Genomic DNA, 14,279 nt, shown 5'->3' with positions numbered 1-14,279 from the left:
TCTTATAGTTTTTTAGATATACTTCTGTATAAACTGAAAACAAAATAACTTTTAATAATAAAATGATACTTATGAAAAATAATATTATAATTCCTGAACATGAATTGGAAATAACCACTGCACGCGCCGGCGGTCCGGGCGGACAACATGTTAATAAAACAAATACGCGAGTAATTATTCGATGGAATGTGCATAAAACAAACGCGCTCAATGAACATCAAAAACAACGTATATTAGAAAAACTACAATCAGATTTAACCACAGATGGTGAACTCGTAATACAACATAGCTCAACTCGCAGTCAGCTACAAAACAAAAAACTGGCCTATGATCTGCTTACACAAAAAATACGTAAAGCTTTATACATACCAAAAAAAAGAAAGAAAACCGGAATTCCAAAAGGTGCAAAAGAAAAACGACTCAAAAGTAAAAAAATAAGAAGCGTACTCAAACGCATGCGCAGCAAAAAAGATTTTGAATAAAAAATATAATAAGGAAAAAGTTATGAACAATCTCTCCATTGTAACTCATGCAGCTACATGGGCATTTAAAGAATTTTTTGATCATATAACAGTTTTTATAAAACTTTTTTTTCTCACAGCACTGCTTGTTTTAATTGTTGGCATAACAACTTTGGGTCTCGGCCTCCCTTTTTTATTTTTCTATATCACGCTTTGCTACATCAAAGTTTCTTATTTGTTGTATCAACAACAACCGGTCACACTGAGGCAATTTTTTATTGATTGGAAAACATTTATAAAAGGGCTTGCCGCATTAATTTTATATACCATTTTAGTCAATATCGGCTTAATCCTTTTTATTATTCCAGGCCTTTATCTTGCTTCTCGTTATTACTATATAGAATATTGCATTGTACTTGATAAAAGCTCTATTACTGAATCATTTCATTGCAGTGATCACTTAACTAAGCATGCAAGATGGCATGGCCTTCTTCTTTTACTTTGTGCAACAATTTTAGGCGCTACAATCATATTTCTCCCTGTTGCAGCTCTCATGAATGTACATGCATATAATGCCCGCAAAAAATTACCTTGATCTCTGCATGAGTATAAGAAAAAAAAGGATTATATGAAGCACTTCTACTTTTTATTATTTTTTTTGCACATAATGGTATTAGCTGATTGCCGTAATGATACATGCCATTCACACAGCGTTTTTATTCCGCGAGATATAACAAGCAACAACCTACTGCAACACAACCTTACTTTATTCTGGTGGTATCGAACCATTTTTAAAAATCATGATACGTTCATCACGCTTCAAGTTTCACCATTTTATCAACGCTCCACCAACGAAGACGACATTGCCCGCTTTTTTTTACCGTGTAATCAACCATCCGTTTCTGTCAAAGAAGATGGCACGGGAGATATTGGCTCGTTGTGGCTTAATTTAATTGCCGATGCAAACCAGCAGTTTGATGGTTCTTTTTCACTTAGTCCACAACGTACCCTCATCGGGACGTTCATAAATATTCGTATCAATTGGAATCCAATTTTAAATATTCATTTATGGTCAGACATTGCCCTTGCAGCAATGAAATCAAAACATAACATTGGTTTGTGCGAAAAAAGTAACACTTTTGGAACCGCATGTAATGTCACAAATATTTGCCAAGCACTCAATCAAGAAAACTGGGAATTTAATACATTCTGTCCTGAAACACAAACAAAGCATGGTGTAGATAACATTGAATTTAAATTCGGCTATGATTGGTACTTTCTTGAAGAAGATAGCGTTGATCATTTAAGTCCATATTTCACCTTTGCCGTGCCAACCGGAAAAGCCGGCACCGCAGAATGCATATTTGAACCCATAGTTGGGAGTACCGTTAATGCTGTAGGTTTCGGCTTTATTGCAGACCATAATTTTTATGCAGATGAAATCCATGAACTGGCGATCTTAACCGATTTTAAATATCTTTATGGACTGCCGGTACATGAAAAACGCTCGTTTGATCTGTGCAAAAATGGTGATTGGTCGCGTTACCTACAAGTGGTAAAATGTGATGAACCCTCAAATAGTATGCCGGGTATAAATGTTTTTACTCAAGAGGCTCAAATCACCATTCAATCCCGTATTGATTGGTGGATTGCATTGCATTATCGTCACCGCAGTTGTGATGTTGAAATTGGCTATAATTTCTGGTGGCAACAAAAAGAAAAAGTTCAAATCTATGATTTTCCTAAAGGCTATGCCATTTATGACATTGTTGGCGATTGTATGCAACAGCCAACATCTGCATCATGTGCTCAGATTTGCCAATCGGTGATTAATAACGCTCCAGTATCCGATCCGTCATGCGTTAAATTAAGTTTGTGCGATTTAAACATTGCATCCGGCACCATGCCACGCTCACTCACCAACTCAGTGTACGCTGCATTTGGTTATGACGGCCACTTTTATGGTCTGCCCACACTGATCGGCGCCGGAGCCTCTTATGAAGTCTCCACAGACAACAATGCTCTTTCAAATTGGTGTGTATGGAGTAAGTTTGGCATCAGTTATTAAAAACATAAGCATAAATTATCTTTTATACTTCCTTTATTCCTTAATAAAAGCACATTTAACGATTTTAGTTTTCACTGCAACTTTTTCAGATTTGTTGCCGAACAATCTTGCTTGGAAATAATTTTCGAGATCATACAATAGATTCCATTAGAAAAAAATTGCCGTAAACTAAAGCGTATATCATAAACTTTAAATCTATGATATTATTCAAATTTGTTAACAGACTCACACAATTTGAAAGGAAACCTCAAAATGAAATTATTTTATTTATGTACCTTAGCGGTATGCTTAAACATTCAATCAGCAGAAAACTCAAAAGAATCGACTACTTTCTCACGATTTGATGCCCTAAGAAGAGGCCAGGTTGAAATTGTGAGAAAGACTTTCAATAAAGATAATATTCATGAAACTGATCCCAAAACGAGAGAATTCCCTATTGTAATAGCAGCATCATACTTAAACACTTCAAGAAAAATAACTCACACAATAATTCATCCCGATGGCCTTCCCTGGGATTGTTGGGAAGAATTCATTCCGTATAATCGTATAAATGCCCTTGCATACCTTATATCATTAAACCCAACAAAAGAAGAGTGTGATTTGGCTGCAAAAAAGCTAAAGAAAATAGTAGACAATCTGCCAACAGCATCCGATTATGGTTCAGAACTCTTTCCAGCAGATCTAATTGATAAATACAGTTTTAACGATGCAAAACGACTACATAAAGAACTAATAAAACTTGCATCTTAAATAACAATGAAAAAAGGCCTTATTAAAATAGGGCCTTTTTTCATTATTTAAAATCTAAAGTTTTGCCAAACGTAATAGAATCGGCAAATGATCTGATGGCATTTCATCACGATTACTTAAATCATCTTCAAGTTCATCGTAAAGCAAAACAGTTGCTTCCACTTGTTTTATTCCTTTTGTAAAAGCACCATCAAGCTTTGACAATGTCGCTTTTGTTTTAGGAATAAACCCATCATATGAATAACCTGAAAAAGTTCCAACTTTTTTTGCAAGAAGATCAAGCAAACCGGCATCCGTATACATTTTACGTTGTTCCAGGCCTTGCTTATCATCAAAGAAATTCATGTCACCAACAAGTACTGCCCGATTTAAAACTGCCATAGCGGCAAGCAACTGTTTAGCGCTATATTCTTTTTCTTCTTCTTTCAATCCTAAATGAGTATTTATTATCCAAAGCGAATCTTTTGAGGTATCTGGCATACCGCCTTTCAAACACGCACGCAATTTGGCAATGGTATAAATGCGCCCCCATGGGTACCATTCATTACCGCTACACTCATTCGGCGTTTCAGAAAACCATTGCGTTTTATGGCTTTCACAAAGGAATAAATCCGGTTTATATGCAGTCATTAATCCCAACGACATTTCCCCACCATTATTTGAAGAGTAATGGGTTCTATAGCCATTTGCACTCAATAATGCTGCAACCGTTTCAGCAACTTTACTACGCACTTCTTGCAAGCAAATAATATTTGGATTACTTTCTTTTATAATTTTCAAAATCGCCGAAAGCCTATGCTCTATATCTAACTCTGTGCCAAATGTTCTTGCTTCAGTACAAATATTATATGACAATACTTTTAAAGCAGAACTTGTAAATACATCTTTCGATAGTTCGTCTGCAGCAGCTTGCGCAACATTCGCACACAATAATAAGGCTAGCATCAAACCCTTACTTGACCAACATTCGTTCATGTTCTTCCTCTTTGAAAAAAATTAAAAATAGAAACCGGCTACAATACTAACATTTTTTTAGACTAGTAGATAACTACTAGCCCACGCGCAAAGTTTTCTATTCACGTCTAGGCTCTCTTTTTCTCAATACTTAACCTCAATTAATTTAAAAAATTCCTTGTTTATTGAGACGCATTTGAACTTTTAAATAAATATGTTTTTTCTTTGATGATGGTAAAATCATTGTCACAAACGCATATGAAAAGAAAAGCGCCAAAATGCCTATAAAAGAAAAACAAAAAGCATTGAAAGCGAAAGAAGATTATAAAAGCGATCTATACCAGGATGATCCTTATCAATAAAAAACTTTATCAGTGAATTCTATAGAAAGTGCTTTTTGGTAAAAATCCGACCGGGTCCGGACTTAAGATATTGTTTAAACTTGATAGCTTTATCTCGGTCCTTAAACGCAACAGATGTAACTAATTTCCACGGCTTATGTTGAACAGTATACTGATCTTCTCCTGCATTGTGCTCTTGCAAACAAAGCGGAACATCCTTAGCGTGGTCTATATAGGTTTTTTCCGGAAAAGTTACAGATCTGAGTAAATAAACGAAATACATGGTTTTTCTTTTTTGTGATTTATTTAAAAAATATTTTTTTTCTACCGTCATGTTCGGCGAAGTTGAAAGCAAAAACTTAAGCTCTCAAAACATCGGCAAATTGCCAAACATCGCAAAATCAACGTTCCCTTCTAGAAGGATTCACAAATAGTAATAATACCAATAAAACAATCGTTAAGCAAAATACAAAGGCCCTTGATGCCTTCATTTTTTTATGGTAAAATAGTTAAAGTAGCTAAAAATATACCTTTCTTTTAAATGGAGTCTTTTTATGAAACGTATACTATTAAGCAGTGTGCTAGGGTGCATGCTGGTCGGGTCAGCCCAAGCAAATATCATAGAGAATTCGAAAAATTTTCTAGGTGGAGTACTTAATACAGGGAAAGTTACTCTTTTAACAGGCGCTTTGTCATTTTTCCTGATCGATTTTTGCATTCGTGAATGCATTGAAGACCCGGTGTTCTTATCATCAGAAGGCATCTCCTTAGGGGAAACCCCTGAGACAATTTGCTGGGGCATAATGACCGGCGCAGCTGCCTCACCATTGCTTAAAGCGTTGCATCAGGGATTTCCTAAAAACATAAACAAAATGACCTTAGCTGGCTCTCTCACTGCAAGCGGAATCATGGCAGCATATCTAGGAAAAAAGACATTCGAAAGCTGGAAAAAAGCACTCACCGAATCGAAAAAGCCCTTTACTAAATAATGATTAAAAATAGTTGCAATCTAAAAGTCAGACTTTCATTGATCGTCTGACTTTTTTGTTAAAGCACAAAAACTTTCTGATGGCTAGACTCTTTATATTGGTTAAGCTCAATTTAGATCATTAGCCCACCCCGTATAACGTTTGTTGGTTCGACAACAATGCACAAAAAATACGTGCAATTGGCTCTTCTTTTTTTTCTTTGATGTACTGATACACTAACAATAACATTGCCAGATGCGCGATTTTGAAATTCTTGAAATATGCAGCTTCCGACCTAGTCTATCCGGGCCTTCTGGCTCGGCAAACTTCGACGGACACAGTCGATGAAAGCTCCTATTGCAATAACCGCACAGAATTTGATGCATCATTGATCTTATTTTGGCTCAAAAAGAAAAAGTCGCAGTATGCTGCGATAAAGTTGATCGGCTTTCACGAAACGTGTTTGATAAGCGCATATCCTTATTATATGAAAAAGCGCTCAATGATGAGATTGAACTCCATTTCGTTTCTGATGGGCAAATTATCAATAACCGCATTTCAACTTCAGAAAAGTTCCAATTTGGCATCAGTTTGGGATTGGCAAAATATTACTCCGATGCCATTAGCGATCCTCCTTCGCCCTGAAGGGCTATGGCGAACAAGCAAATTCAGAGGAAATGCTTTTTTATAAATACTCGCCCTGAACCTGACTTTAAATACTTCTCAAACGCTAGTGCTTTTGATTGTTCTTTAAATCCAAACGACGTTATTATTTCCCAAGGTTTATATTTTGATGTATGAAAAAAATTTTCCACATTGTGTTCTGCCAATCTAACTTGAACATTAGATGTATAACCAACATACATTTTATCAGGAAAAGAAATTGATTTTAGGAAATATACAAAATACATAATATTAAATCAGTTAAAGAAGACGCTTGTCCGCCATAGCTCGAAGAGCGACGGCTGGATAGCCAATTTCATTTATTCGAAACTGGCGTCACTTCTTGGATATGTTCGGAACTCGCAAAATAGAGATAACTATCAGCCTAACACGACTGAAAGCATTCTATTCATGCCTAGGTTTAAAAGTCAATTTTGATGGATTTTAGCTCTTTTATCTGTTTTACCCCTGATATAGCATATTTTTTCATAATTTCCTTGCACCCTTCCAAAAATAATTGCTATTATGAAATCAATATAAATAAACTCAAAATAAAAAAGGAGATAATATGAAGAAAATAAATTTACTCTACCTTGTTGCATTGGCAACTGTTTGTAACGTCTGGACTGCCGATAATAACGTACAAAACTTTATATCTGCTGTGAAAGAAAACAACATTGATGGTGTTAAACAAATGTTAAAGCAAGGCATTGATCCAAATGAAAAAGGAGAAAGAGGTTTAACAGCCTTACACTGGGCAATACACAATGGAAGTGAAGAGATGACTAAATTACTACTAGAGAACGAAGCTGATCCTAACATTGCAGATAGATATAAAGTAAGACCCTTGTGGCGAGCAGCCAAATTGAAGAATAACCCAGTTATCGTTAAGTTGTTATTGGAGCATGGCGCTGATCCTAATGTCGGCCAAGAAAATGAGGATCGGCCATTTTTAGTCGAATTAGTAGTAAACAAATTTAAAGATGAAGATAATGCCGAAATAATTCGATTGTTGCTGAAGCATAATGCTAATCCTAATGTTATACAAAAAAAAAATCTTGAAACAACACGACGAATATCACACTCTCCATTATATTGGGCTGCAATACGTAAAGATAATAAGCTAGTCGAGCTACTGCTTAGCCATGGTGCGAAATTGATGTCAGCAGGAGAGCAGAAACCTTCTGTTTTAGAAGCTATACAATCAGAACAAGGCCCTATGACCAAAAGGGCAATAAATAAATAAACCAATTTAAAATTGGATATGTTCTATACAAATCGCGAAATGAAGATTACCATCAGCCTAACAAGAATGAAGGCCTTCTATTCATGCTTGGGTTTGAAGCTCAATTTTGATAGAGACTAACTTCATATGTATCTGAAAAAAATGGCTTGCCGTACGAAGGCTCTGGTAGGAGCGAAGTATGGTGGCTTTCGCTTTTCGTGAATAATATAAATTTATTTTTGTAAACCAATTCATTAAAAAGATGACCGTGCCAGCTGAAGCTTTAGCGAAGACTGGCGTCACTTCTTGGATATGTTCGGAACTCGCAAAATAGAGATAACTATCAGCCTAACACGCCTAACACGCCTAACACGCATTCTATTCATGCCTAGGTTTAAAAGTCAATTTTGATGAAGATGATAAAGAGTGGCTCAAGCCAACACAAACCATCAATTTAGCTCTTTTATAGGATTGACTATGCTTCTGTCTAAAAACATAACCACTGACTTCCTTGTAATCTCGAGATCAAATCTCGAATTTACAAGGAAATATATTGCAATTATGCAGAGTTCCTTGTAATATCGAAGTTAAACCTCGAATTTTCAAGGAACTTTATGATTAGAAAAGATTACCTAGAACGTATACAAACATTGCTCGGCATTCATCCTATTTGCGCTATTTTGGGTCCCCGACAAGTGGGAAAAACAACGTTAGCACGAGATTATGTTACAAAGCATCACATTGATGACGCCCATTTTTTTGATCTTGAAGACCCTCTTGATCTCGCTCGTCTAAAAAATCCAATGCTCGCACTCTCAAATGTCACTGCAAAATTCATCGTCATCGACGAGATTCAACGTGTGCCAGAACTTTTTCCCATTTTGCGCGTTCTTGTTGATCGCCCAGAAAACAAGCAACAATTTCTCATTCTTGGCAGCGCCTCAAAAGACCTCATACAGCAATCATCTGAAACATTAGCCGGCCGCATTGGCTATATTGAGCTACCTCCATTTACTTTGTTTGAAGTACATGAAAGCAAAAAACTGTGGATCCGAGGAGGATTTCCACGCTCATATTTAGCCGATACAGAAGAAAAAAGCTTTCTCTGGCGTAAAAATTACATAACCACCTTTTTAGAAAGAGACATTCCAAGCTTAGGCTTTAATATTCCTCCTGAACAAATGCGCCGTTTTTGGCTCATGCTTGTTCATTACCATGGACAAATACTCAATTCAAGTGAACTTTCTCGCTCGCTTGGCATTTCTGATCATACCGTACGCAAATATGTGGATATCCTTGCAGGAACTTTTATGATTCGCATTCTCTCACCATGGTTTGAAAACCTCAAAAAACGCCAAGTCAAATCACCCAAAATCTATTTTCGCGATAGCGGAATTTTAAATGCTCTGCTTGATATCGAAGATGATAAAATGCTACAACGCAATCCTAAGTTAGGAGCATTCTGGGAAGGCTTTGCCCTTGAACAAATTATACAAACACTTTCAGTTTCATCTCAAGAATGCTTTTTTTGGGCAACACAAGCATCTGCAGAGTTGGATCTGTTTATTATAAAAAAAGGAAAGCGAATCGGATTTGAATTCAAATATACCGATTCCCCTTCAACGACTAAATCCATGCACAGTGCACAAAGGGATCTGAAACTTGACCTACTACTGGTCATATATCCTGGCAAAGATATCTTTCCATTAACTGAAACATTTATTGCGTGCGGCCTTGATTCTATCTCAACAGGTGCTTTTGATACATACTTAAAAAATTTTTTTTAAAATAAATTGAAGAAATGATTGCAGCAGCAATAGAAAGTGATGAAGTTTCGATGCATAAGCTTGCAAGGGCTGCCGGCCTTTCTCCAACTATTGTACAAAGTGTAAAATCTGGAACACGCAAGAATGTAAGCGCCCAAAGCTTGTTCAAAATATTAAGAGGTCTTGGCTGCGCAAAGTTATCATAGAAAGAAATGGCCAACAATTCCCAATCCACATTTCAAAAAAGAATTGACCCAAAGATCCTCATTAAATCAATTTGCCAAATCTATCTCTAACTGTTTTTTAGCTTTTTTACCCCTGATAGAGCATGTTTTTTCATATTTTCCTTGCACCCCCCCCCCCTAAATAATTGCTATTATAAAATTAATAATAGAAGGGTGTCAGATGGTCTGACTCCTATAACCCAGAGTAAAAAAGGAAATAATATGAAGAAAGCAAATTTACTCTACCTTGTTGCATTGGCAACTGCTTGTAATATTTGGGCTGCTGATCCACAACAAGCAACAAAAAGCCAAGAATTAATAAATATCCTGGAAAAAGAACTATCTGGAAGCTATCTACACGATAAGGTCACAAGGTTGCTAGATGAAGGTGCTGATGTAAACGTTCAAACTGAAGAGCATAGATTAACACCTCTAGTTCTTGCTGTAATGCTAGGAAACAAAAAACTTGCACGATTGTTGCTTGAAAGAGGCGCTGATGTAAACAATCAAGATAACGCGCTTAAAGCGACACCCTTACATTATGTGGCAAGTTTCCATACTAGTTCTCCTGGAGGAGCCTCATTCTTTGAAGACAATACAGATATGGCAAAGCTTTTACTTGATTGGGGTGTCAACAAAACACTTAAGGACAAACATGGTCAAACTGCTGCTCAAATGAATAGACAGCTAGCAAAGGTTATAGAAGACCACACCCCCACTAGTACAGGCGAATTTACCAAACCCGCACGACCATAATAAAAAGTCTAAACACAAAAATAAAACAAAAAAGCTAGTTGTGTAACAAAATATACGGCTAGCTTTTTTTCGCATTCTTTTAAAGAAATCTATATAATTCATTTTTAAATTATAATCCATACAAATGACATCCATAAAAAATAAAAAGACAGCATCATGAAAACGATTTATATCATCAGCCTTTCAGCCTTCGCTGAAGCTACGGCGGACAGGCAACCTGAACAACTCATCAAACACGTGGATACAATCACCGCATTATGCGGAAGATAACACTTCACACAAAATCGTTATTCAGTTTGGGATTGGCAAAATATTATTCCGATGCCATTAGCGATAACGTCAAACGAACTATAGAGCAGAAACTACGCAAGGGAGAATGGCCGTCAAAAGCACCCTATGGCTATAAAAATATTCGCATATCAGGCGATAAAAAAGATATCGTGGTTGATAAATTTGAAGCACACATTGCGATCAAAGCCTTTGAATTGCATGCCTCCAGCACTTATTCATTACAACTGATTTGCAATAAATGGCAATAAGGCATTCTACGAAATCTGTGAATTCAAAAATCGTTTTTTAGCAAATGTTCTATCCGATTGAGACTTAAGATATTTTTCAAATTGTTTTGCGCATTTCATATCTTTAAATACCATACACACAACTAATTCCCAAGGTCGATCTTTTTTTGTATGAACAGAACCACCGGAGTTATAAGTCTCTAACCGTTGTCTTATATTGATAGTATAACCTACGTATATAGCTTGAGGAGATTTTATGGATCTTATGAGATAAACATAATACATAATAACACAGTAATTCGATAATTCAATTGATAGGGCCGGCCCGTCTACGTTTTCAACTTCGTCGGACAGTCTTCGCTATTTGCTATCAAAGCTTATATTCATTTCTTAATTTATTTAGCGGCGAAAGCCAGACGAAGCTCTTTAGAGCGAAGACTGGCGTCCCCAAGGGGATTCGAACCCCTGTCTCTGCCGTGAAAGGGCAACGTCCTGGACCAGGCTAGACGATGGGGACATCTTTATTTTTAGTTTTGTTACAGCTTGTTTTTTTATAATAAAGTTTAACTTAAACATTCATTTAAAAAAATAGCTATTCCAGACGTAGCTTGCCGAGTCTATAGACCCGGATAAGTGTAGACTGGTGAGCCGTGCTGGGCTCGAACCAGCGACCCACAGCTTAAAAGGCTGTTGCTCTACCAACTGAGCTAACGGCTCTCCCAAAAGTTTATTTCAAAAGAAAAAGCATCTTACAGTTAAGATACAAAAATAAATTTATAGGTATGTTGTTCTTTTGTCAAGGAAAAAGCTCTTTTTTTGGGCATTTTTCCTTTCTAACAACACTTTTCTTTTTTTATTCTATAAAACACGCTATTGTTTACGAGCAAAAAGCCTTAATAAACATCTTTTTCCCTACCTGGTTCAAGCCATGCTAAAATAATGCTAGAACAGAATTAATCGACTTATAGCACAATAAATGAGTACACCTAAAATATCCATGGCGGTTGCCAAAAATGGACCGGCTGAAAATGCAGGATCAATATTCAATTTTTTAAGCACTAAAGGGACAAGGCTACCCAAAGCAACTGAAAGCATAACGATGAGCCCCAAAGCTAAACTAATAACAAAACCGTACAAATATGAACCGGTCGTTAAGAATACCCGTCCAAATGCGGCAATACTAAGCAATGAGCCAATTGCAGCCCCAAGTCTCAATTCACGTCTTAAAAACTTAAACATATTAGATTCACGAATTTCGCCCGCTGCCATACCTTGAATAGCAACAGCTGATGTTTGACTACTGGTATTTCCACCGGTACTAATAATCATAGGAATAAAGAATAGCAATACAATCCCTAAGGTTGATTCATACATTTCCAAGATAGTGCCCGATATCGACTCGACTAATAATAAAATAACCAGGATTCCACTGCGCTCATATAATAATTTTAAAAATGGCGTTTCAAAATAAGATTTTTTAAGTGGCGTCATTGCAGAAATCCGCTGCACATTTTCACCTGCCTCTTCAACTAAAACATCAGCCAAAGTATCTGCCGGGACTACTCCTAAAAACAGACCATCCTGGGCGACTACCGGCGCATTGGTCAAGCCATAATGTATCATTTGATGTGCAACTTTTTCACGATCTTCATCTACCGATAAAATCAATTCATTTTTTTTCATAAAGCTGGAAATGCGTTCTTTTGGGCCATGTAATACTAGATCTTGTAAATCAATACAACCAAGCAAGCGATGATTTTCATCAGTTACGTAAATCCGTTGATAAATATCTTTATCCGGCTTTAAACGCTGCAAAATACTAACACTTTTGCCTACAGTAAAACCCTGCTTAAGAGAGAAAACATGAGGGTCCATAATACCACCGGCAGATTCAGGATGAAATTTTCTAAGCGATAAAACACGTTCACGCGCAGTCTGATTGAGCACATTCATATACTTGCGCAATTCATCATCAGAAAAATAATCAAAAAGATCGGTTAATTCATCCGCATGCAAAGCATTCAAAATAGCCAAAGCATCAGACTCTTCTTGCCTGCCCAAAATATACACTTTTAAACTATCAGGAAGCTCTTTAAAAACTGCATACTTTAACTCTTTTGGCAGTGCTAAAAACAACACACAAAAGGACTCCCTGTCAATATCAGAAAAAAAATCTGCTATATCTGCCTGATGGAGTTCCATAAACATTTTCCATAGAGACGCTCCAAGTGCCGTACTTTGATTTGCAACCTCAATAACATTATATCTTATTTTTTCAAGTAACGTTTTGTTATCCATGGCCCGACCTTTAAACTTTTGCCTGTGTGAGATATGGCATTAATGCTTATTTTCTGTTACTTTTATCATAAGCTATCCCAATACACTTGTCTATGGATATACACTTTAAATTCCGGATAAAATTGATGAAACCAAACCTTATTCAACATGGCCAAGAATTTGAACTCATTGTTGATGCTGAAACCTCTCAAGAGCGTATTGATATTTTTTTACATCAAGCATTTCCTAGCTATACACGCAGTTTTTTCCATCGTGCAATCGAAGATGGCTATGTTAAAGTAAATACACAAACAGTTACTAAGTCCGGCCATAAAGTAAAACCTGGCGACGCGATCTTTATTATGTTTCCACCAAAGCGCAATATCACTGCTGACATGGTTAAACAAAAAAACATCCCTATAAAAATAGTATTCAAGCACCCTCATTTCATTATTATCGAAAAACCGGCAGGCCTGCTTGCACATCCCACGACATCAACAAGCAATGAAGTTTCGCTTTCTGATTGGCTATTGCACAACATTGACGACATTGCTCATGTTGGCTCTGTAGATCGCCCAGGAATTATTCATCGCCTTGACAAGCTCACTTCCGGCTTGATGATTATTCCACGCACCAATTATGCCTACGCACAATTCGGCATCTTATTTCGCAATCGTGATATAAACAAAACATATTACGCAATCGTCAAAGGGCATCCACCAAAAACAGGAACTATTAATTTGCTAATTGGACGGCATCCGAAAGAAAGAAATCGCATGACAACATACACATCAGAAAAAGAGGCCAAAACAAAAGCACGCAATGCAGTCACCCATTACGAGGTTGAACAATATTATGAAGATGCCGCACTAGTGCGTGTTACATTAGAAACCGGACGCACACATCAAATTCGCGTACATTTTGCTGCAATTGGCCATCCAATCATTGGCGATCCTGTATACGGCAAACCATCACCCTTCATTGACAGACAAGCGTTGCATGCAGCTGAATTGCAATTTATTTTTGATGGAGAAAAAATTGCAATAAAAAGTGAACTCCCTGAAGATATTAAAAAAATCATACAAAAATTAAAAATAATTCACTAATAAAAAGAAAGAAAGTTTCGATTTTTGTTAAAAAACTATGATTACGTTAATTTAAAGCACATTTTCAAAAACTCTGTAAAAAAAACTAAAAAAAAGAACTTGCTTTTTTCTTAAATTCGAAATAGCATAATGCAGAGCTAAGAAGGAATTGTAGTAATGAAGCACACTTTACACATATCTTTTGGGTCTTAGCTCCCGACAA

Annotated in this window: 16 protein-coding genes and 2 tRNA genes; 12 read left to right on the top strand and 6 right to left on the bottom strand. The window is 36.6% G+C overall.

Annotated features, from left to right (window positions below; translation table 11 throughout):
• Nucleotides 1–71: 71 nt before the first annotated feature.
• The 4 genes from arfB (at nt 72) to WD055_00905 (ending at nt 3,279) form a co-directional block, all read left to right on the top strand.
• On the top strand, nt 72–482 hold the full coding sequence (gene arfB, locus WD055_00920) for an alternative ribosome rescue aminoacyl-tRNA hydrolase ArfB (GenBank protein ID MEX0848771.1): 411 nt from the start codon (nt 72–74) through the stop codon (nt 480–482).
• A 22-nt stretch (nt 483–504) separates the two neighbouring features.
• Entirely contained in the window at nt 505–1,056 is a 552-nt protein-coding gene (locus WD055_00915; GenBank protein MEX0848770.1) for a hypothetical protein, read from the top strand.
• 33 nt (nt 1,057–1,089) lie between these two features.
• Nucleotides 1,090–2,529, top strand: a complete 1,440-nt coding sequence (locus WD055_00910; GenBank protein MEX0848769.1) for a hypothetical protein — start codon at nt 1,090–1,092, stop codon at nt 2,527–2,529.
• Nucleotides 2,530–2,781: 252 nt separating this feature from the next.
• Nucleotides 2,782–3,279 carry a hypothetical protein gene (locus WD055_00905; GenBank protein MEX0848768.1) on the top strand — a complete coding sequence of 166 codons (498 nt, stop codon included), beginning with the start codon at nt 2,782–2,784 and terminating at the stop codon, nt 3,277–3,279.
• A gap of 54 nt (nt 3,280–3,333) precedes the next feature.
• Here WD055_00905 and WD055_00900 read toward each other — a convergent pair whose 3' ends face one another.
• Entirely contained in the window at nt 3,334–4,254 is a 921-nt protein-coding gene (locus WD055_00900; protein ID MEX0848767.1) for an endonuclease/exonuclease/phosphatase family protein, read from the bottom strand.
• A gap of 874 nt (nt 4,255–5,128) precedes the next feature.
• Here WD055_00900 and WD055_00895 point away from each other — a divergent pair.
• Together WD055_00895 and WD055_00890 are read left to right on the top strand one after the other, a co-directional pair.
• Nucleotides 5,129–5,563, top strand: a complete 435-nt coding sequence (locus WD055_00895; GenBank protein MEX0848766.1) for a hypothetical protein — start codon at nt 5,129–5,131, stop codon at nt 5,561–5,563.
• A 378-nt stretch (nt 5,564–5,941) separates the two neighbouring features.
• Nucleotides 5,942–6,187, top strand: a complete 246-nt coding sequence (locus WD055_00890) for a recombinase family protein (protein MEX0848765.1) — start codon at nt 5,942–5,944, stop codon at nt 6,185–6,187.
• A gap of 23 nt (nt 6,188–6,210) precedes the next feature.
• Here the strand turns inward: WD055_00890 and WD055_00885 are convergent, their stop codons facing one another.
• Nucleotides 6,211–6,453, bottom strand: coding sequence for a GIY-YIG nuclease family protein (locus tag WD055_00885; protein ID MEX0848764.1), 243 nt, complete (start codon nt 6,451–6,453; stop codon nt 6,211–6,213).
• Nucleotides 6,454–6,773: 320 nt separating this feature from the next.
• Here WD055_00885 and WD055_00880 point away from each other — a divergent pair, with 320 nt between their 5' ends.
• The 5 genes from WD055_00880 (at nt 6,774) to WD055_00860 (ending at nt 10,715) form a co-directional block, all read left to right on the top strand.
• Nucleotides 6,774–7,451: an ankyrin repeat domain-containing protein gene (locus WD055_00880; GenBank protein MEX0848763.1), complete on the top strand. Its 678-nt coding sequence runs from the start codon at nt 6,774–6,776 to the stop codon at nt 7,449–7,451.
• Between the two features lie 593 nt (nt 7,452–8,044).
• Nucleotides 8,045–9,217 (top strand): ATP-binding protein, encoded by a 1,173-nt coding sequence (locus WD055_00875; GenBank protein MEX0848762.1) that lies wholly within the window; start codon nt 8,045–8,047, stop codon nt 9,215–9,217.
• A 14-nt stretch (nt 9,218–9,231) separates the two neighbouring features.
• Nucleotides 9,232–9,402 (top strand): helix-turn-helix domain-containing protein, encoded by a 171-nt coding sequence (locus tag WD055_00870; protein ID MEX0848761.1) that lies wholly within the window; start codon nt 9,232–9,234, stop codon nt 9,400–9,402.
• A gap of 240 nt (nt 9,403–9,642) precedes the next feature.
• A complete protein-coding gene (locus WD055_00865; protein ID MEX0848760.1) occupies nt 9,643–10,176 on the top strand; it encodes an ankyrin repeat domain-containing protein in 534 nt (177 codons plus the stop codon).
• A gap of 257 nt (nt 10,177–10,433) precedes the next feature.
• Complete coding sequence (locus WD055_00860; GenBank protein MEX0848759.1) at nt 10,434–10,715, top strand: hypothetical protein; 282 nt, start codon at nt 10,434–10,436, stop codon at nt 10,713–10,715.
• Nucleotides 10,716–10,721: 6 nt separating this feature from the next.
• On the opposite strand, the gene WD055_00855 is transcribed toward WD055_00860, so the two are convergent.
• The 4 genes from WD055_00855 to mgtE all read right to left on the bottom strand — a co-directional run bounded on the left by WD055_00855 (nt 10,722) and on the right by mgtE (nt 12,992).
• The gene (locus WD055_00855; protein MEX0848758.1) at nt 10,722–10,979 is read right to left on the bottom strand and encodes a GIY-YIG nuclease family protein; all 258 of its coding nucleotides are present in this window, start codon (nt 10,977–10,979) and stop codon (nt 10,722–10,724) included.
• 154 nt (nt 10,980–11,133) lie between these two features.
• Nucleotides 11,134–11,211: transfer RNA gene (locus WD055_00850), tRNA-Glu, on the bottom strand.
• Nucleotides 11,212–11,335: 124 nt separating this feature from the next.
• Nucleotides 11,336–11,411: transfer RNA gene (locus WD055_00845), tRNA-Lys, on the bottom strand.
• Nucleotides 11,412–11,636: 225 nt separating this feature from the next.
• Nucleotides 11,637–12,992 carry a magnesium transporter gene (mgtE, locus tag WD055_00840; protein MEX0848757.1) on the bottom strand — a complete coding sequence of 452 codons (1,356 nt, stop codon included), beginning with the start codon at nt 12,990–12,992 and terminating at the stop codon, nt 11,637–11,639.
• Nucleotides 12,993–13,117: 125 nt separating this feature from the next.
• Here mgtE and WD055_00835 point away from each other — a divergent pair, with 125 nt between their 5' ends.
• Nucleotides 13,118–14,077: an RluA family pseudouridine synthase gene (locus WD055_00835; protein MEX0848756.1), complete on the top strand. Its 960-nt coding sequence runs from the start codon at nt 13,118–13,120 to the stop codon at nt 14,075–14,077.
• The last annotated feature ends 202 nt before the right edge of the window (nt 14,078–14,279 follow it).

The organism is Candidatus Dependentiae bacterium (assembly GCA_040878395.1).
GTDB lineage: Bacteria > Babelota > Babeliae > Babelales > Vermiphilaceae > JAKBEL01.
This window is presented reverse-complemented; position numbering and strand designations above follow the sequence as displayed.

Coding starts and splice junctions, on each gene's coding strand:
- arfB (MEX0848771.1), top strand. CDS start 72: ATGAAAAATAATATTATAATTCCTGAACATGAATTGGAAATAACCACT.
- WD055_00905 (MEX0848768.1), top strand. CDS start 2,782: ATGAAATTATTTTATTTATGTACCTTAGCGGTATGCTTAAACATTCAA.
- WD055_00835 (MEX0848756.1), top strand. CDS start 13,118: ATGAAACCAAACCTTATTCAACATGGCCAAGAATTTGAACTCATTGTT.
- WD055_00865 (MEX0848760.1), top strand. CDS start 9,643: ATGAAGAAAGCAAATTTACTCTACCTTGTTGCATTGGCAACTGCTTGT.
- WD055_00880 (MEX0848763.1), top strand. CDS start 6,774: ATGAAGAAAATAAATTTACTCTACCTTGTTGCATTGGCAACTGTTTGT.
- WD055_00875 (MEX0848762.1), top strand. CDS start 8,045: ATGATTAGAAAAGATTACCTAGAACGTATACAAACATTGCTCGGCATT.
- WD055_00870 (MEX0848761.1), top strand. CDS start 9,232: ATGATTGCAGCAGCAATAGAAAGTGATGAAGTTTCGATGCATAAGCTT.
- WD055_00900 (MEX0848767.1), bottom strand. CDS start 4,254: ATGAACGAATGTTGGTCAAGTAAGGGTTTGATGCTAGCCTTATTATTG.
- WD055_00855 (MEX0848758.1), bottom strand. CDS start 10,979: ATGTATTATGTTTATCTCATAAGATCCATAAAATCTCCTCAAGCTATA.
- WD055_00915 (MEX0848770.1), top strand. CDS start 505: ATGAACAATCTCTCCATTGTAACTCATGCAGCTACATGGGCATTTAAA.
- mgtE (MEX0848757.1), bottom strand. CDS start 12,992: ATGGATAACAAAACGTTACTTGAAAAAATAAGATATAATGTTATTGAG.
- WD055_00895 (MEX0848766.1), top strand. CDS start 5,129: ATGAAACGTATACTATTAAGCAGTGTGCTAGGGTGCATGCTGGTCGGG.
- WD055_00860 (MEX0848759.1), top strand. CDS start 10,434: ATGCGGAAGATAACACTTCACACAAAATCGTTATTCAGTTTGGGATTG.
- WD055_00910 (MEX0848769.1), top strand. CDS start 1,090: ATGAAGCACTTCTACTTTTTATTATTTTTTTTGCACATAATGGTATTA.
- WD055_00885 (MEX0848764.1), bottom strand. CDS start 6,453: ATGTATTTTGTATATTTCCTAAAATCAATTTCTTTTCCTGATAAAATG.